The sequence below is a fragment of the Nonomuraea angiospora genome (genome assembly GCF_014873145.1).
GTDB lineage: Bacteria > Actinomycetota > Actinomycetes > Streptosporangiales > Streptosporangiaceae > Nonomuraea > Nonomuraea angiospora.
In genome coordinates, this window is record NZ_JADBEK010000001.1 from 7433964 (window position 1) to 7455747 (window position 21784).

Annotated in this window: 23 protein-coding genes; 11 read left to right on the top strand and 12 right to left on the bottom strand. The window is 71.2% G+C overall.

Going from position 1 to position 21784, the window contains the following annotated elements; all coding sequences use genetic code 11:
- Positions 1-88: 88 nt before the first annotated feature.
- Positions 89-535 (bottom strand): MarR family winged helix-turn-helix transcriptional regulator, encoded by a 447-nt coding sequence (locus tag H4W80_RS33750; RefSeq protein ID WP_192788778.1) that lies wholly within the window; start codon positions 533-535, stop codon positions 89-91.
- On the bottom strand, positions 532-1149 hold the full coding sequence (locus tag H4W80_RS33755; protein ID WP_192788779.1) for a type 1 glutamine amidotransferase family protein: 618 nt from the start codon (positions 1147-1149) through the stop codon (positions 532-534). The genes H4W80_RS33750 and H4W80_RS33755 overlap by 4 nt, the downstream gene beginning before the upstream one ends.
- A gap of 61 nt (positions 1150-1210) precedes the next feature.
- Between H4W80_RS33755 and mads6 the strand changes: the two genes are divergently transcribed.
- Both mads6 and H4W80_RS33765 read left to right on the top strand, forming a co-directional pair.
- The gene (mads6, locus tag H4W80_RS33760) at positions 1211-2557 is read left to right on the top strand and encodes a methylation-associated defense system protein kinase MAD6 (protein WP_192788780.1); all 1347 of its coding nucleotides are present in this window, start codon (positions 1211-1213) and stop codon (positions 2555-2557) included.
- Positions 2554-3072: a GNAT family N-acetyltransferase gene (locus H4W80_RS33765; protein ID WP_192788781.1), complete on the top strand. Its 519-nt coding sequence runs from the start codon at positions 2554-2556 to the stop codon at positions 3070-3072. Before mads6 ends, H4W80_RS33765 begins: the two co-directional genes overlap by 4 nt.
- Before the next feature lie 80 nt (positions 3073-3152).
- On the opposite strand, the gene H4W80_RS33770 is transcribed toward H4W80_RS33765, so the two are convergent.
- A complete protein-coding gene (locus H4W80_RS33770) occupies positions 3153-5843 on the bottom strand; it encodes an AfsR/SARP family transcriptional regulator (protein ID WP_318787190.1) in 2691 nt (896 codons plus the stop codon).
- 108 nt (positions 5844-5951) lie between these two features.
- Between H4W80_RS33770 and H4W80_RS33775 the strand changes: the two genes are divergently transcribed.
- Positions 5952-6848, top strand: a complete 897-nt coding sequence (locus tag H4W80_RS33775; protein ID WP_192788782.1) for a M23 family metallopeptidase — start codon at positions 5952-5954, stop codon at positions 6846-6848.
- 37 nt (positions 6849-6885) lie between these two features.
- Here the strand turns inward: H4W80_RS33775 and H4W80_RS33780 are convergent, their stop codons facing one another.
- Entirely contained in the window at positions 6886-7692 is an 807-nt protein-coding gene (locus tag H4W80_RS33780; protein ID WP_192788783.1) for an FKBP-type peptidyl-prolyl cis-trans isomerase, read from the bottom strand.
- 114 nt (positions 7693-7806) lie between these two features.
- On the opposite strand from H4W80_RS33780, the gene H4W80_RS33785 reads away from it, so the two are divergent.
- Both H4W80_RS33785 and H4W80_RS33790 read left to right on the top strand, forming a co-directional pair.
- Positions 7807-8838 (top strand): DUF2293 domain-containing protein, encoded by a 1032-nt coding sequence (locus tag H4W80_RS33785; protein WP_192788784.1) that lies wholly within the window; start codon positions 7807-7809, stop codon positions 8836-8838.
- Positions 8835-9215 (top strand): MmcQ/YjbR family DNA-binding protein, encoded by a 381-nt coding sequence (locus tag H4W80_RS33790; RefSeq protein WP_192788785.1) that lies wholly within the window; start codon positions 8835-8837, stop codon positions 9213-9215. Before H4W80_RS33785 ends, H4W80_RS33790 begins: the two co-directional genes overlap by 4 nt.
- On the opposite strand, the gene kynU is transcribed toward H4W80_RS33790, so the two are convergent.
- From kynU to H4W80_RS33815, 5 genes are read right to left on the bottom strand one after another with little or no spacing between them, the layout of a single operon-like run.
- Positions 9208-10404: a kynureninase gene (kynU, locus tag H4W80_RS33795; RefSeq protein WP_192793893.1), complete on the bottom strand. Its 1197-nt coding sequence runs from the start codon at positions 10402-10404 to the stop codon at positions 9208-9210. The genes H4W80_RS33790 and kynU overlap by 8 nt on opposite strands.
- On the bottom strand, positions 10405-11493 hold the full coding sequence (locus H4W80_RS33800) for an ABC transporter substrate-binding protein (protein WP_192788786.1): 1089 nt from the start codon (positions 11491-11493) through the stop codon (positions 10405-10407). It abuts the gene before it with no gap.
- Between the two features lie 17 nt (positions 11494-11510).
- Positions 11511-11942: a RidA family protein gene (locus H4W80_RS33805; protein WP_318787191.1), complete on the bottom strand. Its 432-nt coding sequence runs from the start codon at positions 11940-11942 to the stop codon at positions 11511-11513.
- A complete protein-coding gene (locus H4W80_RS33810; RefSeq protein ID WP_192788787.1) occupies positions 11939-12736 on the bottom strand; it encodes a 2-keto-4-pentenoate hydratase in 798 nt (265 codons plus the stop codon). The genes H4W80_RS33805 and H4W80_RS33810 overlap by 4 nt, the downstream gene beginning before the upstream one ends.
- Positions 12729-14138 carry an aldehyde dehydrogenase family protein gene (locus tag H4W80_RS33815; RefSeq protein ID WP_318787192.1) on the bottom strand — a complete coding sequence of 470 codons (1410 nt, stop codon included), beginning with the start codon at positions 14136-14138 and terminating at the stop codon, positions 12729-12731. The genes H4W80_RS33810 and H4W80_RS33815 overlap by 8 nt, the downstream gene beginning before the upstream one ends.
- 124 nt (positions 14139-14262) lie before the next feature.
- Here H4W80_RS33815 and H4W80_RS33820 point away from each other — a divergent pair, with 124 nt between their 5' ends.
- From H4W80_RS33820 to H4W80_RS33830, 3 genes are all read left to right on the top strand, one after another.
- Entirely contained in the window at positions 14263-14976 is a 714-nt protein-coding gene (locus tag H4W80_RS33820) for a dienelactone hydrolase family protein (RefSeq protein WP_192788789.1), read from the top strand.
- A gap of 40 nt (positions 14977-15016) precedes the next feature.
- Positions 15017-15559: a VanZ family protein gene (locus H4W80_RS33825; protein WP_192788790.1), complete on the top strand. Its 543-nt coding sequence runs from the start codon at positions 15017-15019 to the stop codon at positions 15557-15559.
- A gap of 152 nt (positions 15560-15711) precedes the next feature.
- Complete coding sequence (locus tag H4W80_RS33830; RefSeq protein WP_192788791.1) at positions 15712-16464, top strand: GntR family transcriptional regulator; 753 nt, start codon at positions 15712-15714, stop codon at positions 16462-16464.
- Between the two features lie 633 nt (positions 16465-17097).
- Here the strand turns inward: H4W80_RS33830 and H4W80_RS33840 are convergent.
- A complete protein-coding gene (locus H4W80_RS33840; protein WP_192788793.1) occupies positions 17098-18063 on the bottom strand; it encodes a hypothetical protein in 966 nt (321 codons plus the stop codon).
- 149 nt (positions 18064-18212) lie between these two features.
- Between H4W80_RS33840 and H4W80_RS33845 the strand changes: the two genes are divergently transcribed.
- The gene (locus H4W80_RS33845) at positions 18213-18734 is read left to right on the top strand and encodes a gamma carbonic anhydrase family protein (RefSeq protein ID WP_192788794.1); all 522 of its coding nucleotides are present in this window, start codon (positions 18213-18215) and stop codon (positions 18732-18734) included.
- Here the strand turns inward: H4W80_RS33845 and H4W80_RS33850 are convergent.
- A complete protein-coding gene (locus H4W80_RS33850; protein WP_192788795.1) occupies positions 18706-19608 on the bottom strand; it encodes a DUF1349 domain-containing protein in 903 nt (300 codons plus the stop codon). The genes H4W80_RS33845 and H4W80_RS33850 overlap by 29 nt on opposite strands.
- A gap of 53 nt (positions 19609-19661) precedes the next feature.
- Here H4W80_RS33850 and H4W80_RS33855 point away from each other — a divergent pair, with 53 nt between their 5' ends.
- Both H4W80_RS33855 and H4W80_RS33860 read left to right on the top strand, forming a co-directional pair.
- Positions 19662-20987, top strand: coding sequence for a hypothetical protein (locus tag H4W80_RS33855; RefSeq protein ID WP_192793895.1), 1326 nt, complete (start codon positions 19662-19664; stop codon positions 20985-20987).
- A 214-nt stretch (positions 20988-21201) separates the two neighbouring features.
- Positions 21202-21363 carry a hypothetical protein gene (locus tag H4W80_RS33860; RefSeq protein WP_020540796.1) on the top strand — a complete coding sequence of 54 codons (162 nt, stop codon included), beginning with the start codon at positions 21202-21204 and terminating at the stop codon, positions 21361-21363.
- 109 nt (positions 21364-21472) lie between these two features.
- Here the strand turns inward: H4W80_RS33860 and H4W80_RS33865 are convergent, their stop codons facing one another.
- A complete protein-coding gene (locus H4W80_RS33865) occupies positions 21473-21754 on the bottom strand; it encodes a metal-sensitive transcriptional regulator (protein WP_138670633.1) in 282 nt (93 codons plus the stop codon).
- Between the last annotated feature and the right edge of the window lie 30 nt (positions 21755-21784).

Genomic DNA, 21784 nt, shown 5'->3' on the forward strand with positions numbered 1-21784 from the left:
CGAGGGCGTCGGGGCCAGGAGCGGAGTGGAGAGGTGGACGAAGGCGTCGGGGCTGCAAGGGGGTGAGAGGTGGACGAAGGCGTCGGGGCTACGAGGGGGTGCTGATGTGGTCGAGGGCGGTGGAGAGACGGTGGAGGGCGGCGAGGCAGTCGCGGGCGCCGTCCACCCCCAGCTCCTCCACCAGCCGATCGGCGAACGCCTGATGGCCGGGGTTGATCTTGGCGATGGCCTCGCGCCCGGCGGCCGTGGGCTGGATGAGCTTGGCGCGCCGGTGCGCCGGGTTGGGCTGGTATTCGGCCAGCCCCCGCTCCACCAGCAGGTCCGCGATCCGCTGCACCCCCTGCCTGGTCATCCCCATGACGCGGGCCACCCCCGCCACCGGGAGCGGCTCGCGCAGGACCGCCCCGAGCACCTGCCACCAGGCCGCCGTCATCCCCGCCGGGCGAGCCAGCCCCTCCGCCACGTGCATGAACTGCCCGTTGAGCCGGAACGAGCCCAGCGCCAGGCCCGAGGCCAGCTCCCCCGTCTCGCTCATGCCGCCATCAACACCTCGAACGCGGACGGGTCGCTGTTCGCGAACAGCCGGAACCACGCGTCCAGCACCTCCGGACGGTAGATGTCGAGCCGGCGGAAGATCTCCCGCGCGAACGCCACCGGCTCCGTGGGACCCGCCGTGATGAGATCGCCCCCGAGCACCGCGTCCCGGTCGAGGTAGTGCTTGGCGCCCGCGTAACCCTCCTGCGCCTCCAGATACTGCACCACCGCGCTCGTGTGGTCGCGCGAGTCCAGGAGCCCCTCGCGGGCGAGCCCGGCGGTGGCGCCGCAGATGGCCGCCACCGGCACCCCCGCCTCCAGGAACTCCCCGGCCTTGACGGCGAACGGCGCCAGCGACGGGCCGGCGTCCCACAGGTCGGCGCCGGGCAGGACGAGCAGCGCGCTGGCGGCGGGCGAGAGCTGGTCGAGCGCCAGGTCGGGGGTGACGCGCAGCCCGCCCATGCTGACGACGGGGTCCGTGGTCAGCCCCACGGTGACGATCTCGTAGCCGCCCGGCTCGCGGTGGTAGCGCCCGTTGCGCAGGTGCGCGGTCGCGTGACCGGTCTCCCAGTCGGCGAACGTGTCGTAAACGGCGTGGTGCACAATTTTCTTCATGACAACATCTTGTCATTTCGACAACATGCTGTCAATGCGCAATCGTGGGAGGATACCCCTCATGGCAGAGATCGTCGGCGGGGGACGTCCGGTCAACGACGCCGAACGGCGGGTGATCGCTTATCTGCGCGACCAGGCGCCCGCCGACTGGCTGCTGCTGCACAACATCGAGGTTCCGCGCGGCCACGACGTCTTCGAGGTCGACCTGATCGTGCTGACCGGCCACTCGATCGTGGTCGTCGACGTCAAGGGCACCAGGGGCCGCATCGAGGTGTCGGGCACGCGCTGGTTCCCGCCGCGCAGGGAGGCGTTCGGATCCCCCGTGGCCAAGCTGCGGGGCACCGCCAAGGCGCTGAAGGGCCTGCTGGTGTCCAAGGCCACCCAGCTGGAGCGGGTCTACGTCGACAGCCTGGTCGTGCTCTCCTCGCCCGACGCCGAGCTGATCGACCCGGCCGGGCGCGACGCGATCAACGTCACCGACCTGCCCCGCCTGCTCGCTACGCTCAGCGACGTCTCCAGGGTCAGGCGCGGCTGCAGCCCGGACACCAAGCCGTACCTCACCGCGATCCTCGACGCCCTCAACCAGAGCGTGCGCCGCAGCACCGCGCCGCCGAGGTTCGGCAACTGGGAGGTCGAGGAGCAGCTCGGCGGCGACACCAAGATCACCGAATACCGGGCGTTCAACGCCACGCTGCCGGGCAGCGAGACCGTGCTGCTGCGGGTCTACCAGGCCGACCCGCTGGCCGACCACCACGCGCGGGCGGCCGAGCGGCAGCGCATCGCCAACGCGTACCAGACGCTGGCCAGGATCCCCCCGCATCCGTGCGTGGTGCGCTCGCGCGACTTCTTCGCCATCGACGACGAGAGCCGGTTCGTGCTGGTGCTGGACGACGTGCACGGCGAGACGCTGCAGCTGTCGCTGGGCAAGGGCGCCCGGCTGGGCGTGATCCAGGACCTGCTGCGCGGGCTGGCGCACGCCCACGCCCACGGCGTCGTCCACCGGGCGCTGACCCCCGCCTCCGTCCTGGTCACCGACGACGGGCGCGCGGTGCTGACCGGGTTCGACTATGCCAAGCCGGGCCCGCGCAACTACACCGTGGCCCACGAGCTGGGCAACGTGCTCGACGCGCACTACGTGGCGCCCGAGTGCCAGGAGCGGCCCGACCTCATGACGACCGCCTCCGACGTCTACGCGGCCGGCGCCATCGCCTACCAGCTCCTCACCGGCCAGTTCCCGACCAGCGCCGACGCCCACGGTCCCGATGTGCCGGAGGTCGTCCGCAGGATGCTCGACCACTCCCCGGCCAAGCGCCCGACCGCCGCGCAGGCCCTTGACGCCCTTGAGAGCGCCCCGCCCCAGGAGTCCCGGTTCAAGCGACTGGTACGTCGTCTAGTGTCCCGATCATGACTGTTCGCCTGCGTCCCGTCGAAGAGGACGACCTGCCCTTCCTGCACCGGCTCACGAGCGACCCCGGCAGCACGGGCGAGTTCCAGTGGTACGGCTTCCAGAATCCCCATCGCATGCGCACGCGCTGGCAGGAGAACGGCATGCTGGGCGACGACGGCGGCCTCCTGATCATCGCGAACGGCGACGAGCGGGTCGGCTTCATGTCGTGGAGCAAGCACGTCGCCAACCGCGCCAGCTACTACTGGGAGATGGGGCTGATCGTGGCGCCGGAGCACCGCGGCCAGGGCCACGGCACCGAGGCGCAGCGGCTGCTCGCGCGTTACCTGTTCGACCACTCGACGGCCAACCGGATCGAGGCGTCCACGGAGATCACCAACGTGGCCGAGCAGCGGGCGCTGGAGAAGGCCGGGTTCACCCGCGAGGGCGTCATCCGCGGCTCCGGCTTCCGGGCCGGGCAGTGGCACGACGGCGTGCGCTACAGCATGATCCGCTCCGACCTTGGCGCGAAGCCCTAGACGCGAAGCCCTAGACGCGAAGCCCTCGACGCGAAGCCCTCGACACGAAGCCCTCGACGGGGAGCCCCGGCGGAAAGGCCCTAGACGGGGAGGCTGCGGCGCAGCGCGCTGGCGTGGCTGAGATAGGTGCGCGCCAGCCCCGTCCGGCCGGCCGAGCGGTACAGCTCGCCCAGGAGCTGGGTGGAGGAGGCCGCGCCGCTGAGGTCGCCGAGCTCCTGGAAGATCTCCAGCGACCGCTCGAGCCCGGTGGAGGCCCGCGCGATGTCCCCGCGCGCCGCCTGCAGCCCGGCCAGGCTCTGCAGCGCGTACGCCCCGCAGTGCCGGTCCCCCAGCGACTCGAAGATCTCCAGCGCGTGCTGGTGGAACGACATCGCCTGGTGCAGGTGCCCCATCTGGAGGCACACGCAGCCCTCCCGATGGGCGTCCCCCAGCTCCTGGGCCAGCCGCATGGCCTGGCCGAGCGACTCCGACGCCTGCGCCAGGTCACCCGACTTCAGGCAGGCCCGGCCGATGGCCTGGCGGGCGAACGCCTCGCCGTGCCGGTCGCCGGTGGCCACGAAGATGGCCAGCGCGTTCCTGAAGTGGACGAGCGAGTGCGCGGGCCGGCCCCTGAACTGGCTGACGGCCCCGAGCCCGCAGATGGAGGTGGCCTCGGCCCGCCGGTCGCCCAGGTCGCTGAATATCTGGCGGGAGCGGGTGAAGCCGTCGGCCGCCTCCTCGTAGCGGTCCTGGTAGAGGCTGACCTGCGCCAGGCCCCTGAGCATGGCGGCCTCGCCGTACCTGTCGCCGGCCGTCCGGGCGGCGGCCAGGGCGGCCGTGTGGGTGCGCCGCCAGGTGCCGAGATGGCAGTGCAGGTCGAGGTACGGGACCATGGCGGCGGCCAGCCCCCACGCCGACTCCGCCAGGCCCGACCCGGCCGCCACCTCCACCGCCCCGGCCAGCGCCTCGTGCTCGGCCTCGAACCACGCGACCGGGTCGGCCGTCAGCCGGCCCAGCGTGCGGTCGGGCAGCCGCCAGCGCGGCGCGCGGGCGGCGGTGAGGCTGAACACGGTGGTCGGCAGCCGTGCCATGGCGTGCTCCGCGGTCGCCGTCCACGCCGCCAGCACCCTGGCCACCGCGTCCAGCCGGGGCGCTCCGAGAGGCAGGGCGGAGGCTCGTTCGAGCGCGTGGCGGCCGATGAGGCCGGGGACGCGGTAGCGCGGCTGGCCCACCGCGTCGGTGCCGACCAGGTCCAGCAGGCTGACGTCCACCAGCAGGTCGGTCACGTCGTCGGCCCCGTGCCGCCCGAGCGCCGCGTCGACCACCCAGCCGGGCTGCGCGGACGCGCCCAGCAGGCCGAACGTCGCGAGCGTGCGGGCGGCCTCCCCGGGCAGGCGCGCGTACCCGTCGTCGAAGCTGGCCCGCACGTCCCGTAGCTCGCCGAGCCAGTCGTCCTCCAGCCGCTGCCTGAGCACCGACAGCGACCATCCGGGCCGGGCGGCCAGGCGGGTGCCCGCGTTCCTGACGGCCAGCGGCAGCCCGCCGCAGGCGGCCACGATGGCCAGGGCGGCCTCGCGCTCGCGGGCCACCCGGTCCCCGCCCGCGATGGAGCCGAGCAGGGACAGCGCCTCATCGGACGCCAGCGGTCCGAGCTGGACCAGCACCGCGCCGGGCAGCTCGGTGATGCGGCGCCGGCTGGTGACGATCACCGCGCTGCCGTTGCCGGGCAGCAGCGGGCGCACCTGGTCCGCGTCGCGGGCGTCGTCGAGCAGCACCAGCATCGGCCGTTCGGCCAGCAGCGACCTGAACAGCGCGGACCGCTCGCCCACGGTCGGCGGCACGCCGGGGACGCCGACCCCCCTGAGCGCCTCGGCCAGCAGGTCGCCCGGCTCCCGCAGGCCGCACTCCAGGTGGAGCTGCCCGGAGGGGTAGGCGCCGCACAGCGCGTGCGCCACGTGTACGGCCAGCGCCGACTTGCCCGAGCCCGGCGGCCCCGAGATCACCGCGACGGAGAACGGCCGGCCCAGCGCGGCCACCTCGCCGGCCCGGCCGGTGAAGTCGGGCAGGCGCGGCGGGAGCCGGCGGGGCACGGCGGGCAGCGCCTCGTCCGCCAGGATCAGCTCGTACGCCCCGCGCAGGTCGGCCCCCGGCTCGACGCCGAGCTCGTCCACGAGCTGGGCCCTGACGGTGGCGTAGGCGCGCAGGGCCTCGGCCTTCCTGCCGCCGCTGTGCAGGGTCAGCACCAGCCGCCCCCACAGGTCCTCCCGGTACGGGTGCTCGGCGAGCAGCCCGCGCAGCTCGGACACGGCCCCGTCGTGGTCCCCGCGCTGGATCCGCCGGTCGATCAGCGCCTCGGCGGCCCACAGGCGTACCCGGTGAAGGGGTTCGAGACGGCGGTCCCAGACGGGGCTGCCGGGCAGGTCGGACAGCGGCGCCCCGCGCCAGAGCGCGAGCGCCTCGGCGAACTCGCCCCGGTCGACCAGGGCCTCGAACTCCAGCAGGTCGAGCGCGCCCGCCCCCACGTCGATCGCGTAGCCGACCCCGTCGGCCCGCAGGAGCGCGGGCCCGAGGTCGGAGCGGAGCGAGCTGACGTACGTACGGAGGTTGGCCTGGGCGGAGCGCGGCGGGCGGTGCGGCCAGAGCACGTCGGCGAGCCGATCGGCGCCGACCACGCGGCCCGCGTCGAGCAGCAGCGTCGCCAGCAACATGCGGGGCTTCCTGCCGGAGATCCGGACGGGACGGCCATCGCGACGGACCTCCAGCGGCCCGAGCACATGGAAGGTGACCGGCACATCGGCTCCTCTACGGAGGTCTGACAGCTTCCTGTATCGGTTCTGGACGATTCCTGTGCGCTTTGTCCAGACCCTGGTCTCAGAGATCCCACGGGAAAGGATCACCCCATGAAGCTCGGCGCAGCAATGGTCGCGGGCCTCGCCTTGTTACTCAGCCTCGGTACGACGTCAGTCGCCTCGGCCGACCCCGTGCAGGAGTCGGACGCGCAGATCCTGGCCACGAACTTCCAGCTCCCGTTCCCCTGCAACCAGACGTGGACGGGCAACTCCAGCAACAGCAGCGCGCACCAGTCGTGGGAGATCGACTTCAACCGGGGCAGCACCGCGGACGCCGACCTCGGCGACACCGTGGTGGCGGCCGCGGCGGGAACCGTGGTGATCTCCGCGCACCAGGGCTCGACCAACGGGTACGGCAACCTCGTCAAGATCGACCACGGCGGCGGCTGGACCACGTACTACGCCCACCTGAACTCCCGTACGGTCAGCGAGGGCCAGTCGGTGTCGCAGGGCCAGCAGATCGGCACGGTCGGCAACACCAGCAAGCCGGGCAACAACATCAGCCCCCACCTGCACTACGAGGTGCGGCTGGGCACCAACTACCCGGCCAACATCCAGAAGGCCGTCTTCAACGGCGTCACCTTCGGCTACCCGCAGCAGTCGGTGACCTCCAAGAACTGCGGCAACCCGCACACCCCGACGGAGGTCTGCGGCTCGGGCTACGACGTGATCGACTCGGCCACGCTCGGCAGTGACGGCGCCGTCTACCTGCTCTACAACTCCTCCAACGGCAACAACTGCGTGACGACGCTGAAGTACAAGAACGTCGGCACGGCCACCGCCACCACGGCCTACCTGGAAGTGGAGGGCAGTACGAGGAAGACGGACTCGGGCAACTTCGCCTACTACGCGGGACCGGTCATCGCCTCGGCGTCCGGCAAGTGCGTCAGGTGGGGCGGCAAGGCCGGCTCCTCGGCCTACGACAGCCCGCTCGAACACTGCGGCTGACGGGACAGAGGGGTCGGGTGAATGCGCCCGGCCCCTCTCACACGTGAACCGTGCCCAGCACGTCTATGACGAAGAGCGACGGCCCGTCGCCGAGGCCGGAGACCGCCACCCGGCTGCCGACCTGCCGGCCCACGAGCGCGCCCAGCCAGCCGTCGGGGACCTCCCCCTCCTTCAGCGTGAACGCGCTCGGGCCGCCCCTCCGGTAGGACGAGTCCACGATCCTGCGCTCGGGCCATGACGCGGCCACGTACTGGACCACCACCTTGGAACCGGCGAGGACCTCCTCGCCGGAGCCGTCGATGAGCGTGCGGGGCGGCGAGCCGGGCACGAGGTCCGCCGGGATCACCGGCAGGGCGCGGCCGACCAGCCGGGCGTCGGGCGGGTAGCCGCCCAGGACGTCGAAGATCAGCACCAGCGTGTCGGCGGGCGGGAGATCGGTCGGCGCGAGGGGCGCGTCCGGGCCGAGGGCCTCGCCCGCGGAGCCGACCAGCATGATCCGGCTGCCGGCGGGCCGGCCGATGAGCGCCTGCCGCCAGGTCTCCGACACCCGCCTGCCGTCGAAGACGACCGAGGTGGGCTGGTGGCCGTCGTACGTGCTCAGGTACGGCTGGTTGCCCGACCACCGCCGGATGTCCACGTCGGCGAGCACCACGTCGCCCGGCAGCGTGCGCCGCCCGCTGCCCGTCGACAGCACGGTGATCCGCGGGGTGTGCCCCGGGCCGCCCTTGGGGATCGCGACGACCGGCCTGGTGCCGAACGCGCCCGTGACGACGGGCTGCGTGCCCTCCTCGGCCAAGCCGCACGAGGTGGCGAGCATGAGCACGGCCGGCAAGAACAGGCGCACGATATCCTCCATGGCCTCACGACCGGTGGTCCGAACGTGTTACTTGCCGCGATGGGCAAAAGCAAAGCTGCCGGTCTCGCCATCTCACGACAAAGGCGCGGGAGACTGGAGCCCATGAGCAAGCCCAATCTGGCGCGCAGGGTCGCGGAGGCGGCCGAGGTCGCGCTGACCACGCGGAAGTACGTGACGTTCATCGACGTGGTGACGGGCCTGCGCTGGCTGCACTCCAGGCACGTGGACATCTGGCGGCAGGGCCGGGCCGGCACGCTGGCCGAGCTGGCGGCCGTCGACGAGGACCGCCTGGTCGCGACGGCCGGCCTGCTGCGGGAGTGGGCGCTGGCCAAGGGGCTCAGGCCGGTGGACACGCCCTACGTGGCCGGCACCCGCGACCGCCGCGAGCTGCGCTTCACCTCCGGGCCCGGCCAGGAGCCGTTCCGCGTGCACTGGCTCTCGCCGGACCTCAGCGAGGCCAGGGTCCGCAAGCTGAGCGAGCCCAAGGTGCCCGACCTGGTGGCGGTGGCCCCGCTCGACGCCTGGACGTGCGCCTCCTGCGGCGACACCGGCCCCTACCTGATCATGGAGGAGGACCGGCCGCACTGCCTGTCCTGCGCGGACCTGGACCACCTGGTGTTCCTGCCGTCCGGCAACGCCGCGCTCAGCCGCCGCGCCAAGCAGGAGAGCGGCCTGTCGGCGGTGGTCGTGCGGTACAACCGGCGGCGCAAGGTCTACCAGCGCATCGGCCTGCTGGTGGAGGAGGCCGCGCTGGCCGCCGCCGAGGAGCGGTGCCTGGCCGACGAGGAGGTACGCGAGCGCCGCCGCGAACGCGACCGCGTCCGCAGGGCCGAGCAGGACGTCGACTACCAGGCCAGGATGGCGGCCGAGATCGCCAGGCTGTTCCCCGGCTGCCCCCGCGACCGGGCCCAGGAGATCGCCGAGCACGCCGCCCAGCGCGGCAGCGGCCGGGTGGGCAGGACGGCGGCGGCCAAGGCGCTCGACGAGAACGCCATCACGCTCGCGGTCATCGCCTCCATCAGGCACCTCGACACCGACTACGACCACCTGCTCATGTCCGGCGTGCCCAGGATGGAGGCCAGGGACAGAATCAGGGAACGCATCGAGCGCAAACTGGAGGAGTTCCGCGGATGAGCGACTGGCACGACGTACGGGAAGAGCTGCGGACCTTCGCGCTCGGGCTGCCCGAGGCGCACGAGGACCACCCGTGGGGCGAGACCGTCATCAAGGCGAACAAGAAGGTCTTCCTCTTCCTCGGCATCGACGAGCAGACCGAGAAGTGGGACCCCATGTTCAGCGTGAAGCTGGTCTCGGAGGCGCACGGCCACGCGCTGACCGTCGAGGGCGCGGCGCCCACGGGCCACGGGCTCGGCAGGGCGGGGTGGGTGACGGTGCCGTTCCTGGCGGAGCTGCCCGAGACGGAGGTGCTGCTCGACTGGGTCGAGGAGAGCTACCGGGCCATCGCGCCCAAGCGGGCGGTCAAGCAGCTGGACGACAACCCGGTCAGGTGACCGCCAGGCGCGTGGCGTACCGCTCGTCCCGCCACAGCTCCTTGTCCAGCACCTCGAGCAGCGTGGCCGCCGCGTCATGGACGTCGACGTAGCCGATGTAGAGCGGTGCGAAGCCGAACCTGAGGACGTCCGGCGCGCGGAAGTCCCCCTGCACGCCCCGGTCGATCAGCGCCCGCATCACCGGGTAGCCGTGGGGGTGGCGGAAGCTCACCTGGCTGCCCCGGGCGGCGGCGTCGGCGGGCGAGACCAGCTCCAGCGCGTCGCCCACCAGGTCCACGAAGAGCGAGGTCAACGCCATGCTCTTGGCCCGCACCTGGTCCATCGGCACCCGCTCCCACACGTCGAGCGCCGCCTCCAGCGCCGCGAACGACAGCACGTGCGGGGTGCCCACCGCGAACCGCCGGACGCCCTCCGCCGGGCGGTAGCCGGCCTCGAACGCGAACGGCTCGGCGTGCCCGTGCCAGCCGGACAGCACGTTCTCGGCGGTGGCGTGGTGGCGCGGGTTGACGTAGAGGAAGGCGGGGGCGCCCGGCCCCGCGTTGAGATACTTGTACGTGCACCCCACGGCGAAGTCGGCCCCCGAGACGTCCACGTCCATGGCCCCCACGCTGTGGCACACGTCCCAGACCATCAGCGCGCCGGCCTCGTGCGCCCGGGCGGTGACCGACGGCACGTCGTGGCGGGCGCCGGTGCGGTAGTCGACCTCCGACAGCAGCACCACGGCCGCGTCGTCGAACCGCCCCTGCGCGAAGTCGCGCACCTCGTAGCCGCCGAGCAGCCCGGCCAGGCCCTGGACCATGTAGTGGTCGGTGGGGAAGTTCCGGACGTCGGAGACGATCACCCGGCGGTCGGCACGCAGCCGCAGCGCCGCGGCCACCGCCTGGAAGACCGCGATCGAGGTGGTGTTGCCCACCACGACCTGGCCGGGGCCCGCGCCGATCAGCGGGGCCAGCCGGTCGCCCGCGGTCAGCGGCTGGGCGTACCAGCCGGCGTGGTTCCAGCCGCCGACGAGCTGCCTGCCCCACTCGTCCTCCACCGTCTGCCGCACCCGTTCGGCGGTGCGGCGGGGCAGCGCGCCGAGCGAGTTGCCGACGAGGTAGACCACCCCCTCCGGCAGCGTGAACTCGTCCTTGAAGGCCCGCAGCGGGTCGTTCGCGTCGAGGGCGAGGCACTGGTCGCGGTCCACGATTCACTCCTGTCGCGGGGGGACGGTGGCGATTATCCGGTTGACGCCATTCTGGTACTCGCGGACGTACCAGTTCTGCACCGGGTTGTGGGTCGCGTCCAGCCGGAACGTCCCGCGCGGGCCGCCCAGCTCGCCCGCCGCCGCCATTCCCCCGTTCGTCGACAGCCCCCGGTCGATGAGCCGCATGGCGTCCCAGCCCTGGAGCGCGGCCGCGGACGGGTTCCTGCCGGTCCTGGTCCGCCACCGGGCCACGAACGCGGCGTTGTCCGGGTTGTCCAGCGCGGGCGAGTACATGCCGACGGTGGTGACGCCCTCGGCCTCCCGGCCGACGGCCCGCAGCACGTCCTCGTCCGTGAGGTTCTGGCAGCCCAGTAACGTGATCTTGGAGGCGTGCTGCCGGTAGCCCTTCAGGAACTCGACCGCCTCTCCCCCGGCGTAGAACGCGTACAGGAGCTTCGTCCCGGGCGGGATCCGCGCGAAGTACGGCCCCAGGTCGGTGACCCTGCCGTAGGGCGTCAGGATGCGTTTGAGCGGCTGCGCGCCGTATCCCTCGGCGAAGCCCCTGAGCGTTTCGACGCCCGCCGAGTAGTCGGAGGCCATGAGCACCACGCCCTCCTTGCCGTAGCGCTCGGCGGCGTACCGGCCGGCCGCGAAGCCGTGGGCGTGGTTGGTGTACGACACGCGGAAGACGTTCGGGCCGCCCAGCGCGTCGGCGCCGGCGTTGGCGATCACCACGGGCGTGCGGCCCGCCACCTTGACCACCGACTCGGCGACGGGCGAGGAGAGGAGCCCGGTGACCACGTTCACGCCCTCGTCCTCGATGAGCCGCCTGGCCTGCCTCTGGCCCTCCTCCGGGTTGCCCGCGTCGTCGGCCACCACCAGCCCGGCCGGGCGCTCGCCCAGGCGTCCGCCGTGGTCGTCCAGGTAGAGGCGCATGGCGGCCTCCATGTCGTCGCCGAGCGCGGCGTACACGCCGGTCTGCGAGATGATCGCGCCGACCTTGACCGGGGGATCGCCCGCGGCCATCAGCGGCGTCGTCCCGCCGCAACCGGCGGCCATCAGCACCACCAACCCCAGGACGGATGCGCGCACGGCTCAACCCCGGGACGTCATGGCCGCTCCTGCGGGCGGTAGGCGACGGCCTGCATCTCGATGAGCAGGTGGGGGTGCGGGAGCTGGTGGACCGCCACCGTGGCCCGCGTGGGCCCCTCCTCGTCGAAGAACTCGGCGTAGACCTCGTTGTAGCCCTTGAAGTCGTTCATGTTGACCAGATAGGTGGTGATCTGCACGAGGTCGCCGAGCGAGCCTCCGGCGGCCTTGAGGATGTCGCCGATGTTCTCGATGACCGCCCTGGTCTGCGCGCGGATGTCGAGGTTCGTCGCGCCGTACTTGTCCACTTCCACGCCCACGTAGGTGCCGTCGGTGCGCCGGCAGTTCGTGCCCGAGACGTACAGGAGGTCGCCCGCCTGCTTGACGTGCGGGAACCTGCCTCGGGGCATGGCCTTGCCGGGCACCAGGAGTCCTTTGGTGCGTTCGATCACTTGGAGAACACCGCCCGGACGGAGCCCAGTCCCTCGATGCGCGCCTCGAACTCGTCCTCCGGGCCGACGGGCACGACCGGGCCGAGCGCGCCGGTCAGGACCACGTCGCCGGCGCGCAGCGCGTAGTCGGTGCGGCCGAGCCGGGAGGCGGCCCAGACGGCGGCGTTGAGCGGGTTGCCCATGACCAGCTCACCCGAGCCGGTCGAGACCTCCTCGCCGCCCCGGGTCATCGTCATCCGGGCCGCCCGCAGGTCGAGCCCGGCCAGCGGGACGGGCATGCTGCCCAGCACGAACGCGCCGGCCGAGGCGTTGTCCGCGACCGTGTCGGCCAGCGAGATGTCCCAGTCGGCGATCCGCGAGTCGGCGATCTCGATGGCGGGCAGCGCGAACTCCACGGCCCTGAGCACGTCGACGGCCGTGAAGGGCCCGCCGGCCAGGTCCTTGCCGAGCACCAGCGCGACCTCGGCCTCGGCGCGCGGCTGCAGGAAGGCGTCCACGGGCACGGGGAGCCCGTCGCAGTAGGACATGTCCGCAAAAAGCATGCCGAAGTCCGGCTGGTCGATGCCGAACTGCCGCTGCAGCACGACGTTGGTCACGCCGACCTTCCTGCCGACCAGCCGCCGGCCCGCTCCGAGCGCCCGCCGCGTGTTGATCTCCTGGATGGCGTACGCCTCGGCCACCGTGCCGACCAGGTCCCTGATCGGGGGGCACGGTTTGCCGGAACTCGCGGCCTCGGCCAGCCGGTCGGCGACCTGGGACCGCGTGTCCACGGCTTCGGACCATTCGTCATACATCGGGCTGCTCCAGTCTGATGGTGATCGTGGTGGGCTGAGAGTAGAAGTCGAGTGACTGGACACCGCCCTCCCTGCCGATACCCGACAGCTTCATGCCGCCGAACGGGGTGCGCAGGTCACGCAGATACCAAGTGTTCACCCAGACGAGCCCGGCCTCCAGCCGCTGCGCCACCCGGTGGGCGCGGTCGAGGTTACCCGTCCAGAGCGTGGCGGCCAGGCCGTACTCGCTGCCGTTGGCCAGATCGACCGCCTCGGCCTCGCTGTCGAAAGGGGCGACATGGCACACGGGGCCGAAGATCTCTTCCCTGTTGAACCTCGACCACTCCGACAAGCCCGCCACCACCGTCGGTTCCACGAAATATCCGGAATCGCGGTTGTCGCCGAACGCGGGGACGCCGCCCCCCGTGAGCACCTTGGCTCCCTCCGAGCGGGCCAGGGCGTAGTAGGAGAGCACCTTCTCGCGGTGCTCCTTCGAGATCATGGGCTGCGGCTCGAACTCCTGCGCGCGGGTCGCCAGCCGGGCGCAGAACTCCTCGAAGATCGAGCGCTGCACGTAGACCCGCTCCGTGCACAGGCACACCTGCCCGCCGTTGGTGAAGACCGACTTCGCGGTCCCCTCGACGGCCCGGTCGAGCCGGCAGTCCTCGAAGATCAGGCCCGCGTTCTTGCCGCCCAGCTCGAACGAGAGCGGCTTGACCCGGCCGGCCACCGTGTTCATGATCGCGGTGCCGGTCCTGGTGGAACCGGTGAACGACACGGCGTCCACCCCCGGGTGCTCGACCAGGAGGTGGCCGGAGGAGCCGTACCCGTAGATGATGTTGACGACGCCCGCGGGCAGCCCGGCGTCGGCGCAGATCTCGGCGAAGACCGCCGCCGAGCCCGGCGTGTGCTCCGACGGCTTGACCACCACGGTGTTGCCGGCGACGAGGGCGGGCGCGAGCTTCCAGGTCATCAGCAGGAACGGCAGGTTCCACGGGACGATCACCGCGACCACGCCGAGCGGCCGGCGCACGGTGTAGCTGAGCACCCCGGACAGGTGGAAGGCGTCGTCCGGGCGCTGGGCGGCGATCTCGGCGAACGCGCGGAAGTTGGCGATGCCACGCGGGACGTCGAGCGTGCGGGTCTGGTCGATCGGCTTGCCCGTGTCGGCGATCTCCGCGTCCACCAGGTCGTCGAAGCGGGCCTCGATGCCCTCGGCCAGGCGCCGCATCCAGCCCGCGCGCTCGCCGACGGGCAGCGCCGCCCAGTCGCGGGCCGCCTCCCTGGCCGCGCGCACCGCCCGGTCCACGACTTCGGGGTCGGCCTCGTGCACCTGTCTGATCACCGCGCCCGTCACGGGGTCGTGGACGGGGAACGTCTTACCCGCGCCCACCGGCTCGCCACCGATGAAATGGGTCAGCACAACACTCTCCTCTTCTCCCCTGTATAGATGGCTGGGCGATCGGCGGACAACGGGTGCGCCGGGACCTTCCTGATCGCATCGTCTCCCCGCAACGCGGCCCGCGCCATGCGCGATGCTGTTGCACATGCGAACCAGAACCGATCAAGTGGCCGCCCATGACGGCGGCTTCGACGTCCACCTGTGGTTCCCCGAGGCCGGGACGGGCCCCGGCATCCTGCTCGTCCAGGAGATCTACGGAGTGGGTCCTTACATCGAGAAGGTGGCACTGGACCTGGCCTCACGCGGCTACGTGGTGGCCGCGCCGGACCTGTTCTGGCGCCTGCACCCCGGCTGGCTGGGCGAGCACACCCCCGAGGGCACGGCGGCCTCGATCGAGCTGGCCGGCCGGTTCGACTTCGCGCAGGGGGTGGCCGACTGCGCGCTCACGGTGGCCCACCTGGGCGAGCTGCCCGAGGTGGCGGGCGGGGTCGGCGCGCTCGGGTTCTGCCTGGGAGGCTCGATCGACTACATGCTGGCCACGCAGGTCGAGCTGGGCGCGGTGCTGTCCTTCTACGGCTCCGCCGTGCCCGACGCGACCGGGCTCATGGAGCGCGTCACCGCGCCGCTCCTGCTGGTCTTCGGCGGCAGCGACCCCTACATCACGCGCGACCGGGTGGCCGTCGTCGAGCAGGCCGCGCAGGGCCGGCCGAACGTGGTCATGCACGTCGAGGAGGAGGCCGGGCACGCCTTCCACAACAGCGAGGCGCCGATGTTCCACCACCCGGAGGCGGCCGCGCGCACCTGGGAGGTGGCGCTCACCTTCCTGTCGGAGCACCTGCCGGTGACCCTGTCCAGATAGACATCTTCCGGTACCCCTAGATCATCGCCATTATGGGCGGATGGCGCGGACGTGGGAATTGTGGGGAAACGTCATTATTGCTGGTACTTTTGCACTTCCCCTGGCCTTGCTAGCAATCTTGCTCCTCTCCCGTCACCGCGTCCGCGCCGGCCACCCGGCTCCGCTGCGCGCGTCGATCGCCGACGTCGGCATAGCGGTCGGCACGGCTCCGTGGATCTGGATGACCCTCACCCCCCGCAACGGTCAGACCGGAGTCGGTCTCGTCCCGTTCAAAGATCTTGCCGACCTGGTCAGCGCGCCTTGGGAGGCGGTGTTGGTGCAGGTCGGAGGCAACCTGCTGGTGTTCGCGGCGCTCGGCGCGCTGCTCCCGGTGCGCAGCCGGGCGATGTCCTCTCTCGCGCGCGTTGCGGCGGTCGCGGCCGCATTTTCGGTCATCGTCGAGATCCTCCAGTACGCCTTGCGACTAGGCCGTTTCTCCTCCGTCGACGACGTGCTCCTGAACACGGCAGGCGCCGTGATCTTCGCTTTGGTTACTCGGCGCTGGTGGGCCGATCGAGTACCGGCCGAGACCGTTCCACGATAACGGTCTGCTAAAACTCGCCGGAATTCACCACTTGGGCACGATCCGCTCAAAAGAAGGCCGCGACCTACCTTTCTATCTGTGCGATCGTGGACAAGACGGGGCAAGTTCTCTGGAGACGCCACAACCTGGTTGGTGACAGAGGGTGATCAAAGTTGTCTGAATCCCCGGTACCCCACGAGCCCCCTATCTATCGCCGCATCGCCGACGGCCTCCGCGCCCGGATCCTGTCCGGCGAACTGCGCGACGGGGACCGACTACCGGGCGAGAACGCGCTGATGGCCGATTACGCAATCGCACGAGCCACCGCCAGGCAGGCGCTTGCCGTACTGATCAACGAAGGGCTGGCGGTGCCCAAACGAGGCTCGGGGGTTTACGTGCGGCTGTTCAAACCGATCCGCAGGCACGGCTCACGCCGCCTGTCGAGGGAGCAGTGGGGTCAGGGGCGGGCCATCTGGGACGCCGACACGCGGGGCCGGCCTTTCACCGTGGACCGGGTGGAAGTGGTGTTGGAGCGAGCCGGCGAGGAGGTGGCGGGCGTCCTCGAGAGCGGCGAGGTATGGGTACGTCGCCGCCGCTACTCGGTGGACACCAGACCCGTGCAGCTGGCCACCTCGTATTTCCCGGCGCACCTGGTCGAAGGCAGCGCGATCACCCTCGCGGACACCGGACCCGGTGGCGTCTACGCCAGGCTGAGCGACCTGGGCGTCTCCCCCGCCCACTTCACCGAGGAGGTGCGGGCCCGGATGCCGTCACCCCGCGAGATCGCGCTGCTCGACCTGCCGGGGGGCACGCCGGTGATCGTGATCGCCAGGACCGCGTACACGTCGGGCGGGGTGCCCGTCGAGCACAACGAGATGGTGCTCGACTCCGCAGCGTACGTACTCCAGTACGACTTCGATGCCTAGTTTGTCAAGGCAAGGTGGACCTGTCCGTCACGATCATTGTGTTCTCTAGAGAAGTACCGCATCGTCGAAGGAGATGGAAACCTCGCCCGGGGCCGGGAAAGGCGAACAGCGATGTCCTTTGATCGGCATCTTGCCGAGATTGCCCGGGAGTATCCCCAATGGACCATCTGGCGGAGCGACGCGGGCCGCTGGTGGGCCACGAGACACCGTCCGCTCAGCGCGGCGCAGCGCGATGCGGGATGTGCGATGACCATCGACGCGGACGACCCGGACGGCCTGCGCGGCCGGCTCCGGGACCAGGAGGGGCGGGCCGGCGGTCAGCACCCGCGGGCCGGCCCCGCACCTCCATGACGCCGGCCGTGGCGCGTCCCACGGCCGGCGACCAGAGCAGCCCGGTGCCGTGTCCAGCGTCTCGGCGGCCCCGGCACCGGGCCACCAACAGGAGGGGCCACTGACGCGGAAGCCTCCGACCCAATCGGGGGCGGGGGCTTCCGCTCCGTGGACCGCCTGCACCGCCGGGCCGCGCGCCCCTTCCCCAAAAAGCGCGGCCCCGCGGCTCTCACCGCCCGCTCGGCTGTGGGGCGGTCCCAGCCGGGCGGGCACGCCTCCAGCCGTGCCCGCCCGGGGTGTGGACTACTTGTGCACCTCGGACAGCCGGACGACGTGGATGTCGGTGTCGTCGGAGACGCCCCCCTCGTCCAGGGGCTTCCTCTCCTCCTCCGCGCCCTCGTCCACGATGACCCGCACGTCCTCCTGCGGCGCGGCCGGGGCCGCGACCGCGTCGGGGACCAGCGGCCCGGCCGCCGACTCGGTGCGCATGAGGTCGCCGAGCACGGAGCTGATCTCGGTCAGCCGCCGCACGACCTCCGAATGCGTGTTGGTCAGATATTCGACCCGCCGCCCCGTCTGCTCGTCGAGCGCGGCGGTGCGCTGTTGCGCGGAGGCCAGCATCGACTCCGAGTCGTTGCGCGCGCCCGTCACGAGCTGCTCGGCCTGCGCGTTGGCGGCCTGCATGATCTGCTCCGCCTCCGCCTGGGCGGCCGTGACCAGCCGCTCGGACTCGGCGCGCGAGTCGCGCAGCAGGACCTCGGCCTCGGTGCGGGCGGCCGCGAGCTGCTCCTCCGCGTCCGAGCCCGCCTGGGCCAGCATCCGCTCCGCCGCCTGAGTGGCCTCGTTCACGCGCCGCTCCGCCTCCGCCTGGGCAGAGGTGAGGATCTTGTCGGCGGTCTCGCGGGACGACGTCAGCAGCCGGTCGGCCTCCGACTTGGCCGCGTCGCGCACGCTGGCGGCCTCGGCCTCGGCGTCCTCCCGCTTGGCCGCGGCCTCCTCCTCGCCGAGCCGGAGGATCTGGGCGAGTCTCGGGCTGAGGTCGTCGTAGCTCTGCGGCGCCTCGACCATGCGCCGCCTGGCCTCCGCGAGCTCGATGCGGCCCTGCTCTGCCTGGTCGATCGCCCGGGCCAGCCGCTCTTCCAGATCCCTTACCTGGTTGCGGGTCCGGATCATGTAGTCGTGAACCTGACGGCGGTTGTAGCCGCGCATCACGACCTCGAAGGTGTCCTCTTGCATCAGATCGGGAATGCTCTCGTGCTGGTTCATCATGGGGGTACCTAAGGGTGGTTTGCGTGAGGCGGGGGAAAATTGCGGGTTGTGAGGGTCTGACGACGAGACGTCAGGAAACGACTTTCCTGCCATCTGCCCACGTCCGCAACCCGAACGCCACAGCCGGACGGGGAATTACGATGGCTTGGATGTACATCGCATCGTTGGATAACGGGGCAGTCCCGGACATACACCCTGAGGCCTTCATAGCCCCTGGCGCCGTCGTGGTCGGCAGCGTGCGGGTGGGCCGGGCGTCCAGCATCTGGTACGGCTCCGTTCTCCGGGGGGACGACGAGCGGATCGAGATCGGCGAGGAGTGCAACGTACAGGATCTGAGCTGCTTGCACGCCGATCCCGGCGAGCCGGCGGTCCTGGAGGACCGGGTCAGCCTGGGCCACAAGGCCATGGTCCACGGCGCCCATGTGGAGACCGGCGCGCTGATCGGCATCGGCGCGATCGTGCTGGGCGGCGCCCGCATCGGTGCGGGCACTCTGGTGGCCGCCGGAGCGCTCGTCGGACCGGGCAAGAAGATCCCGTCCGGCGTGCTGGTGGCCGGTATACCCGGAAAAATCGTACGCGAACTCACCGACGACGACCGGGCGTCCTTCGCCCGCACGCCGGACAACTACATGGCCAAGGCGCTCAGGCACCGGCAGGCGTCATCGCTTTGATCAGGACCTCGTCCGACACCGAGGCGGTGTTGAGCGCGTCCGCGTACTCGGGCAGCTCGGGGCGTAAGAACCGGACGAAGTCGACGGTCATCTTCAGATCGGGCACTCCCTTGACCTGCTTGGCGTTGGCCTTGGTCGCGTCCTTCTTGAGCAGGTTGTAGCTGTCCCAGTCGGTGTAGGCGGTGATGCCCCACTGGAGCACGTCGGGGAGGTTGGACGGCCAGCGACGGCCGACCTTCCACTTGCCGCCGTCCTCCCGGTAGAGCGCGACGAAGACGCGGCCCACCCGGCCGAGCGCCAGGTCCACCCAGCCGCTCTTGACGGCCAGCTCCTGCGGTTTGGAGCTGCCGTCCTGGGTGTACTTCACCTCGACCTGGCCGCTCTGGTCGGCCGTGCCGGTGGTGACCGACACCCAGTTCGGCTTGGCGTACGAGCCGGGCTGGCGGGCCATCAGGCCCCCGAGCGAGAACTTCCGCTTGGGCGGCCCGCCCTTCTTGCCCTCGACCTTGACCCTGGCGTACATGAGGACGTCGCCCGCCAGCTCCTGGTACACGAAGGGGCCGCGGAAGCCGTCGAACCACGTCGAGGTCCTGGGCTCCAGATACAGGGAGCCCTTCACGGTCTTGTTGATGTCGAGCTTGCCGATCCGGTCGACGTCCTTCTCCGTCTCGCTCAGCTTGGTCCACATGGACATGTCCGTCGCGTTCTGGAACTCCGTGGACGCCTCGCCCACCTCGCCGCCGGGCTCCGGCGCCGTGGCCTTGTCCAGCGTGAGCACGCCGGGCCCCGTCGGGGACGGCTTCGCCGTCGTGGTCGTGCCGCATGCGGAGAGCGCGCCGACCACCGCCAGCACCCCTGCAACCTTCGCCCTCATAACGGTCATTCTGCCGTGAAATGCCGATGGATGATTTGGCCGCTCCCAGTACGATGGCGGCCGTGCGACCCTGGGATGCGTTCACCTCCGCCGAGGCGGAGGTCCGAGCGATGGTCGCGGACCCGCGCTGGCAAGGGCTTTCCGTCCCCGATCGGGCCCACGTACTGGCCGCCAGAATACTTGTGACTCCAGATGGCGACAGATGGCTCTTCGGGGTCCACGCGCGCTGGCACCTGCACGATCCGGCCGACGGCCGCTGGCACCTCGCGCCGCCCCCGAGGGGCACCCGGGCGCGCCAGGTGCAGCATCCCGCGGCGGTCCTGCCGGAGGAGGTGATCCCGTACGGGCCCGACTTCCACGCCGAGCCCGGCTCCACCCAGGCGTTCATCGGCCCGGACGTCTCCGAGGGCCTCACCGAGCGGCTCAGGGTGCTGCTGCGGTCCAGCGGGCTCAAGTCGGAGCTGGACTACCCGCTGACGGCGTTCGACGAGATCTTCGGCTCCGACGTGCCGAGCACGGTGGCGGCCGTGTGGGGCGCGATCATGTGGTGCGCGTACGCGCCCGCGTTCGACGGCAACGAGCGGCTGATCACGGTGTTCGGCGAATACCTGCGCCGCCCGCTGCCCGGCGACGAGTGGGTGCGCTGGCTGCCCGCCCCGCCGCTGCTCGACCTCGCCACGCTCGTCGCCGAGCGGCAGCGGGCGGGGCAGCCGAGGGCCGCGCTCAGGCTCGCCGCCACGATGGCGGACGCGGCCCAGATCCTGATGTCCGACACCCGCTTCAGGCCGCGGGCGCTCGCCCTGCTGACGATGGTCGAGCCCATGCTGCGCCGGCCGGGGCTCGACGACCCCCACACCGACGCCGAGGCCCTGCGCGCGGCCTGGCTGGAGCGGTGCCCACCGCGGCTGTGCCGGGCGCTGCTCGTCGAGAACGACCTGGAGGCGGACTTCTCGCACGCCGTCTACGACCTGGTCGAGGCGCTGGCCTTCATGCCCGACCCGCCGATGGCCGCCGCCACGTTCCTGGCCGACCTGTCGGACTCCAAGGGGCGGCTGCCGGCCCGGCTGGACCATCGGCTGAGGCGCGCGTACGAGGAGCTGGAGCGCGCCGGGCTGACCGGGACCTCAGCGAGCGAGTCGACAGAGCCTGACGGCTTCCCCGTGCCCGGTCAGGTGCTGACCATGCCCGCGGCGGTGCTGGAGGTCGCGCCGCCGGACCGGGCGAGCACCGCGGCCGTGCTCGGGGCCGCGTACGCGACGGGGCTGGCGTGGGGCCGGCTGACGGGGGCCAAGGTGCCGGAGCGGGGGCTGGCCGGGCAGACGGCGCTCGTGCACAGACTCATCCACGAACGCGACGACAACCACACAGACCACACCTAAACCACTAATATCGTTATTTAACCCTTACTTCGCCTATATCGTTCTAACACTTCAGGTAACAGGCAATTCTCCGAATTGTGATCTTTGATTCGGAAATGATCCTCACCGGGTCCCCCGCGGTTCGGAAAGGAATGACTCCGATGGGCCATGTTGCCAGAAGGGTCGCCGCCGTAACCTCGTAGAGGGTGTGGGCTGCGGAAGGAAGGACGACGCGGTGGGGCACGACGACCTGGACTCTCGGGTCCACGACCGTGTCGCGTTGGACGAGATTGCGCTCTACGCCGAGGTGCTCACGGCCGTGGCTGTCAGCGAGCGGCGGCTGACCTTGGACGAACTCGACGACGCGCTCGGATTGCGGACTTCGGCGAGCCGCTGAAGGATCAACTCGATTACTAGCCCCGGAGACCTAGTTACAAGGTTTCCGGGGTTTCCCATAACTAGTTAATCCCTCGGAACGGCCTCCTTCTGGAGGAGGACCGCCGCGCCTATGAGCGGACGAGGCGCGCGATGGCCGCCGAGGCCTCCTTGACCTTCGCGTCGGCCTCCGGCCCGCCGCTGTTGATGGCGTCCGCCACGCAGTGCGAGATGTGCTCCTCCAGCAGCCCCAGCGCCACCGCCTGGAGCGCCCGCGTGGCCGCGGAGACCTGGGTGAGCACGTCGATGCAGTAGGCGTCGTCATCGACCATGCGCTGCAGGCCCCTGATCTGACCCTCGATCCGCCTGAGACGCGTCAGATAGGCCTGCTTGTCTCCGCTGTACCCATGCATGCTTCTACGGTACCCGTAACGGGTTGGGGG

What these genes read in the sequence shown, in the direction of transcription:
- H4W80_RS33750 (WP_192788778.1), bottom strand. Translation starts at nt 535, where the DNA reads ATGAGCGAGACGGGGGAGCTGGCCTCGGGCCTGGCGCTGGGCTCGTTC.
- H4W80_RS33755 (WP_192788779.1), bottom strand. Translation starts at nt 1,149, where the DNA reads ATGAAGAAAATTGTGCACCACGCCGTTTACGACACGTTCGCCGACTGG.
- mads6 (WP_192788780.1), top strand. Translation starts at nt 1,211, where the DNA reads ATGGCAGAGATCGTCGGCGGGGGACGTCCGGTCAACGACGCCGAACGG.
- H4W80_RS33765 (WP_192788781.1), top strand. Translation starts at nt 2,554, where the DNA reads ATGACTGTTCGCCTGCGTCCCGTCGAAGAGGACGACCTGCCCTTCCTG.
- H4W80_RS33775 (WP_192788782.1), top strand. Translation starts at nt 5,952, where the DNA reads ATGAAGCTCGGCGCAGCAATGGTCGCGGGCCTCGCCTTGTTACTCAGC.
- H4W80_RS33785 (WP_192788784.1), top strand. Translation starts at nt 7,807, where the DNA reads ATGAGCAAGCCCAATCTGGCGCGCAGGGTCGCGGAGGCGGCCGAGGTC.
- H4W80_RS33790 (WP_192788785.1), top strand. Translation starts at nt 8,835, where the DNA reads ATGAGCGACTGGCACGACGTACGGGAAGAGCTGCGGACCTTCGCGCTC.
- H4W80_RS33810 (WP_192788787.1), bottom strand. Translation starts at nt 12,736, where the DNA reads ATGTATGACGAATGGTCCGAAGCCGTGGACACGCGGTCCCAGGTCGCC.
- H4W80_RS33820 (WP_192788789.1), top strand. Translation starts at nt 14,263, where the DNA reads ATGCGAACCAGAACCGATCAAGTGGCCGCCCATGACGGCGGCTTCGAC.
- H4W80_RS33825 (WP_192788790.1), top strand. Translation starts at nt 15,017, where the DNA reads ATGGCGCGGACGTGGGAATTGTGGGGAAACGTCATTATTGCTGGTACT.
- H4W80_RS33840 (WP_192788793.1), bottom strand. Translation starts at nt 18,063, where the DNA reads ATGATGAACCAGCACGAGAGCATTCCCGATCTGATGCAAGAGGACACC.
- H4W80_RS33845 (WP_192788794.1), top strand. Translation starts at nt 18,213, where the DNA reads ATGTACATCGCATCGTTGGATAACGGGGCAGTCCCGGACATACACCCT.
- H4W80_RS33850 (WP_192788795.1), bottom strand. Translation starts at nt 19,608, where the DNA reads ATGAGGGCGAAGGTTGCAGGGGTGCTGGCGGTGGTCGGCGCGCTCTCC.
- H4W80_RS33855 (WP_192793895.1), top strand. Translation starts at nt 19,662, where the DNA reads ATGGCGGCCGTGCGACCCTGGGATGCGTTCACCTCCGCCGAGGCGGAG.
- H4W80_RS33865 (WP_138670633.1), bottom strand. Translation starts at nt 21,754, where the DNA reads ATGCATGGGTACAGCGGAGACAAGCAGGCCTATCTGACGCGTCTCAGG.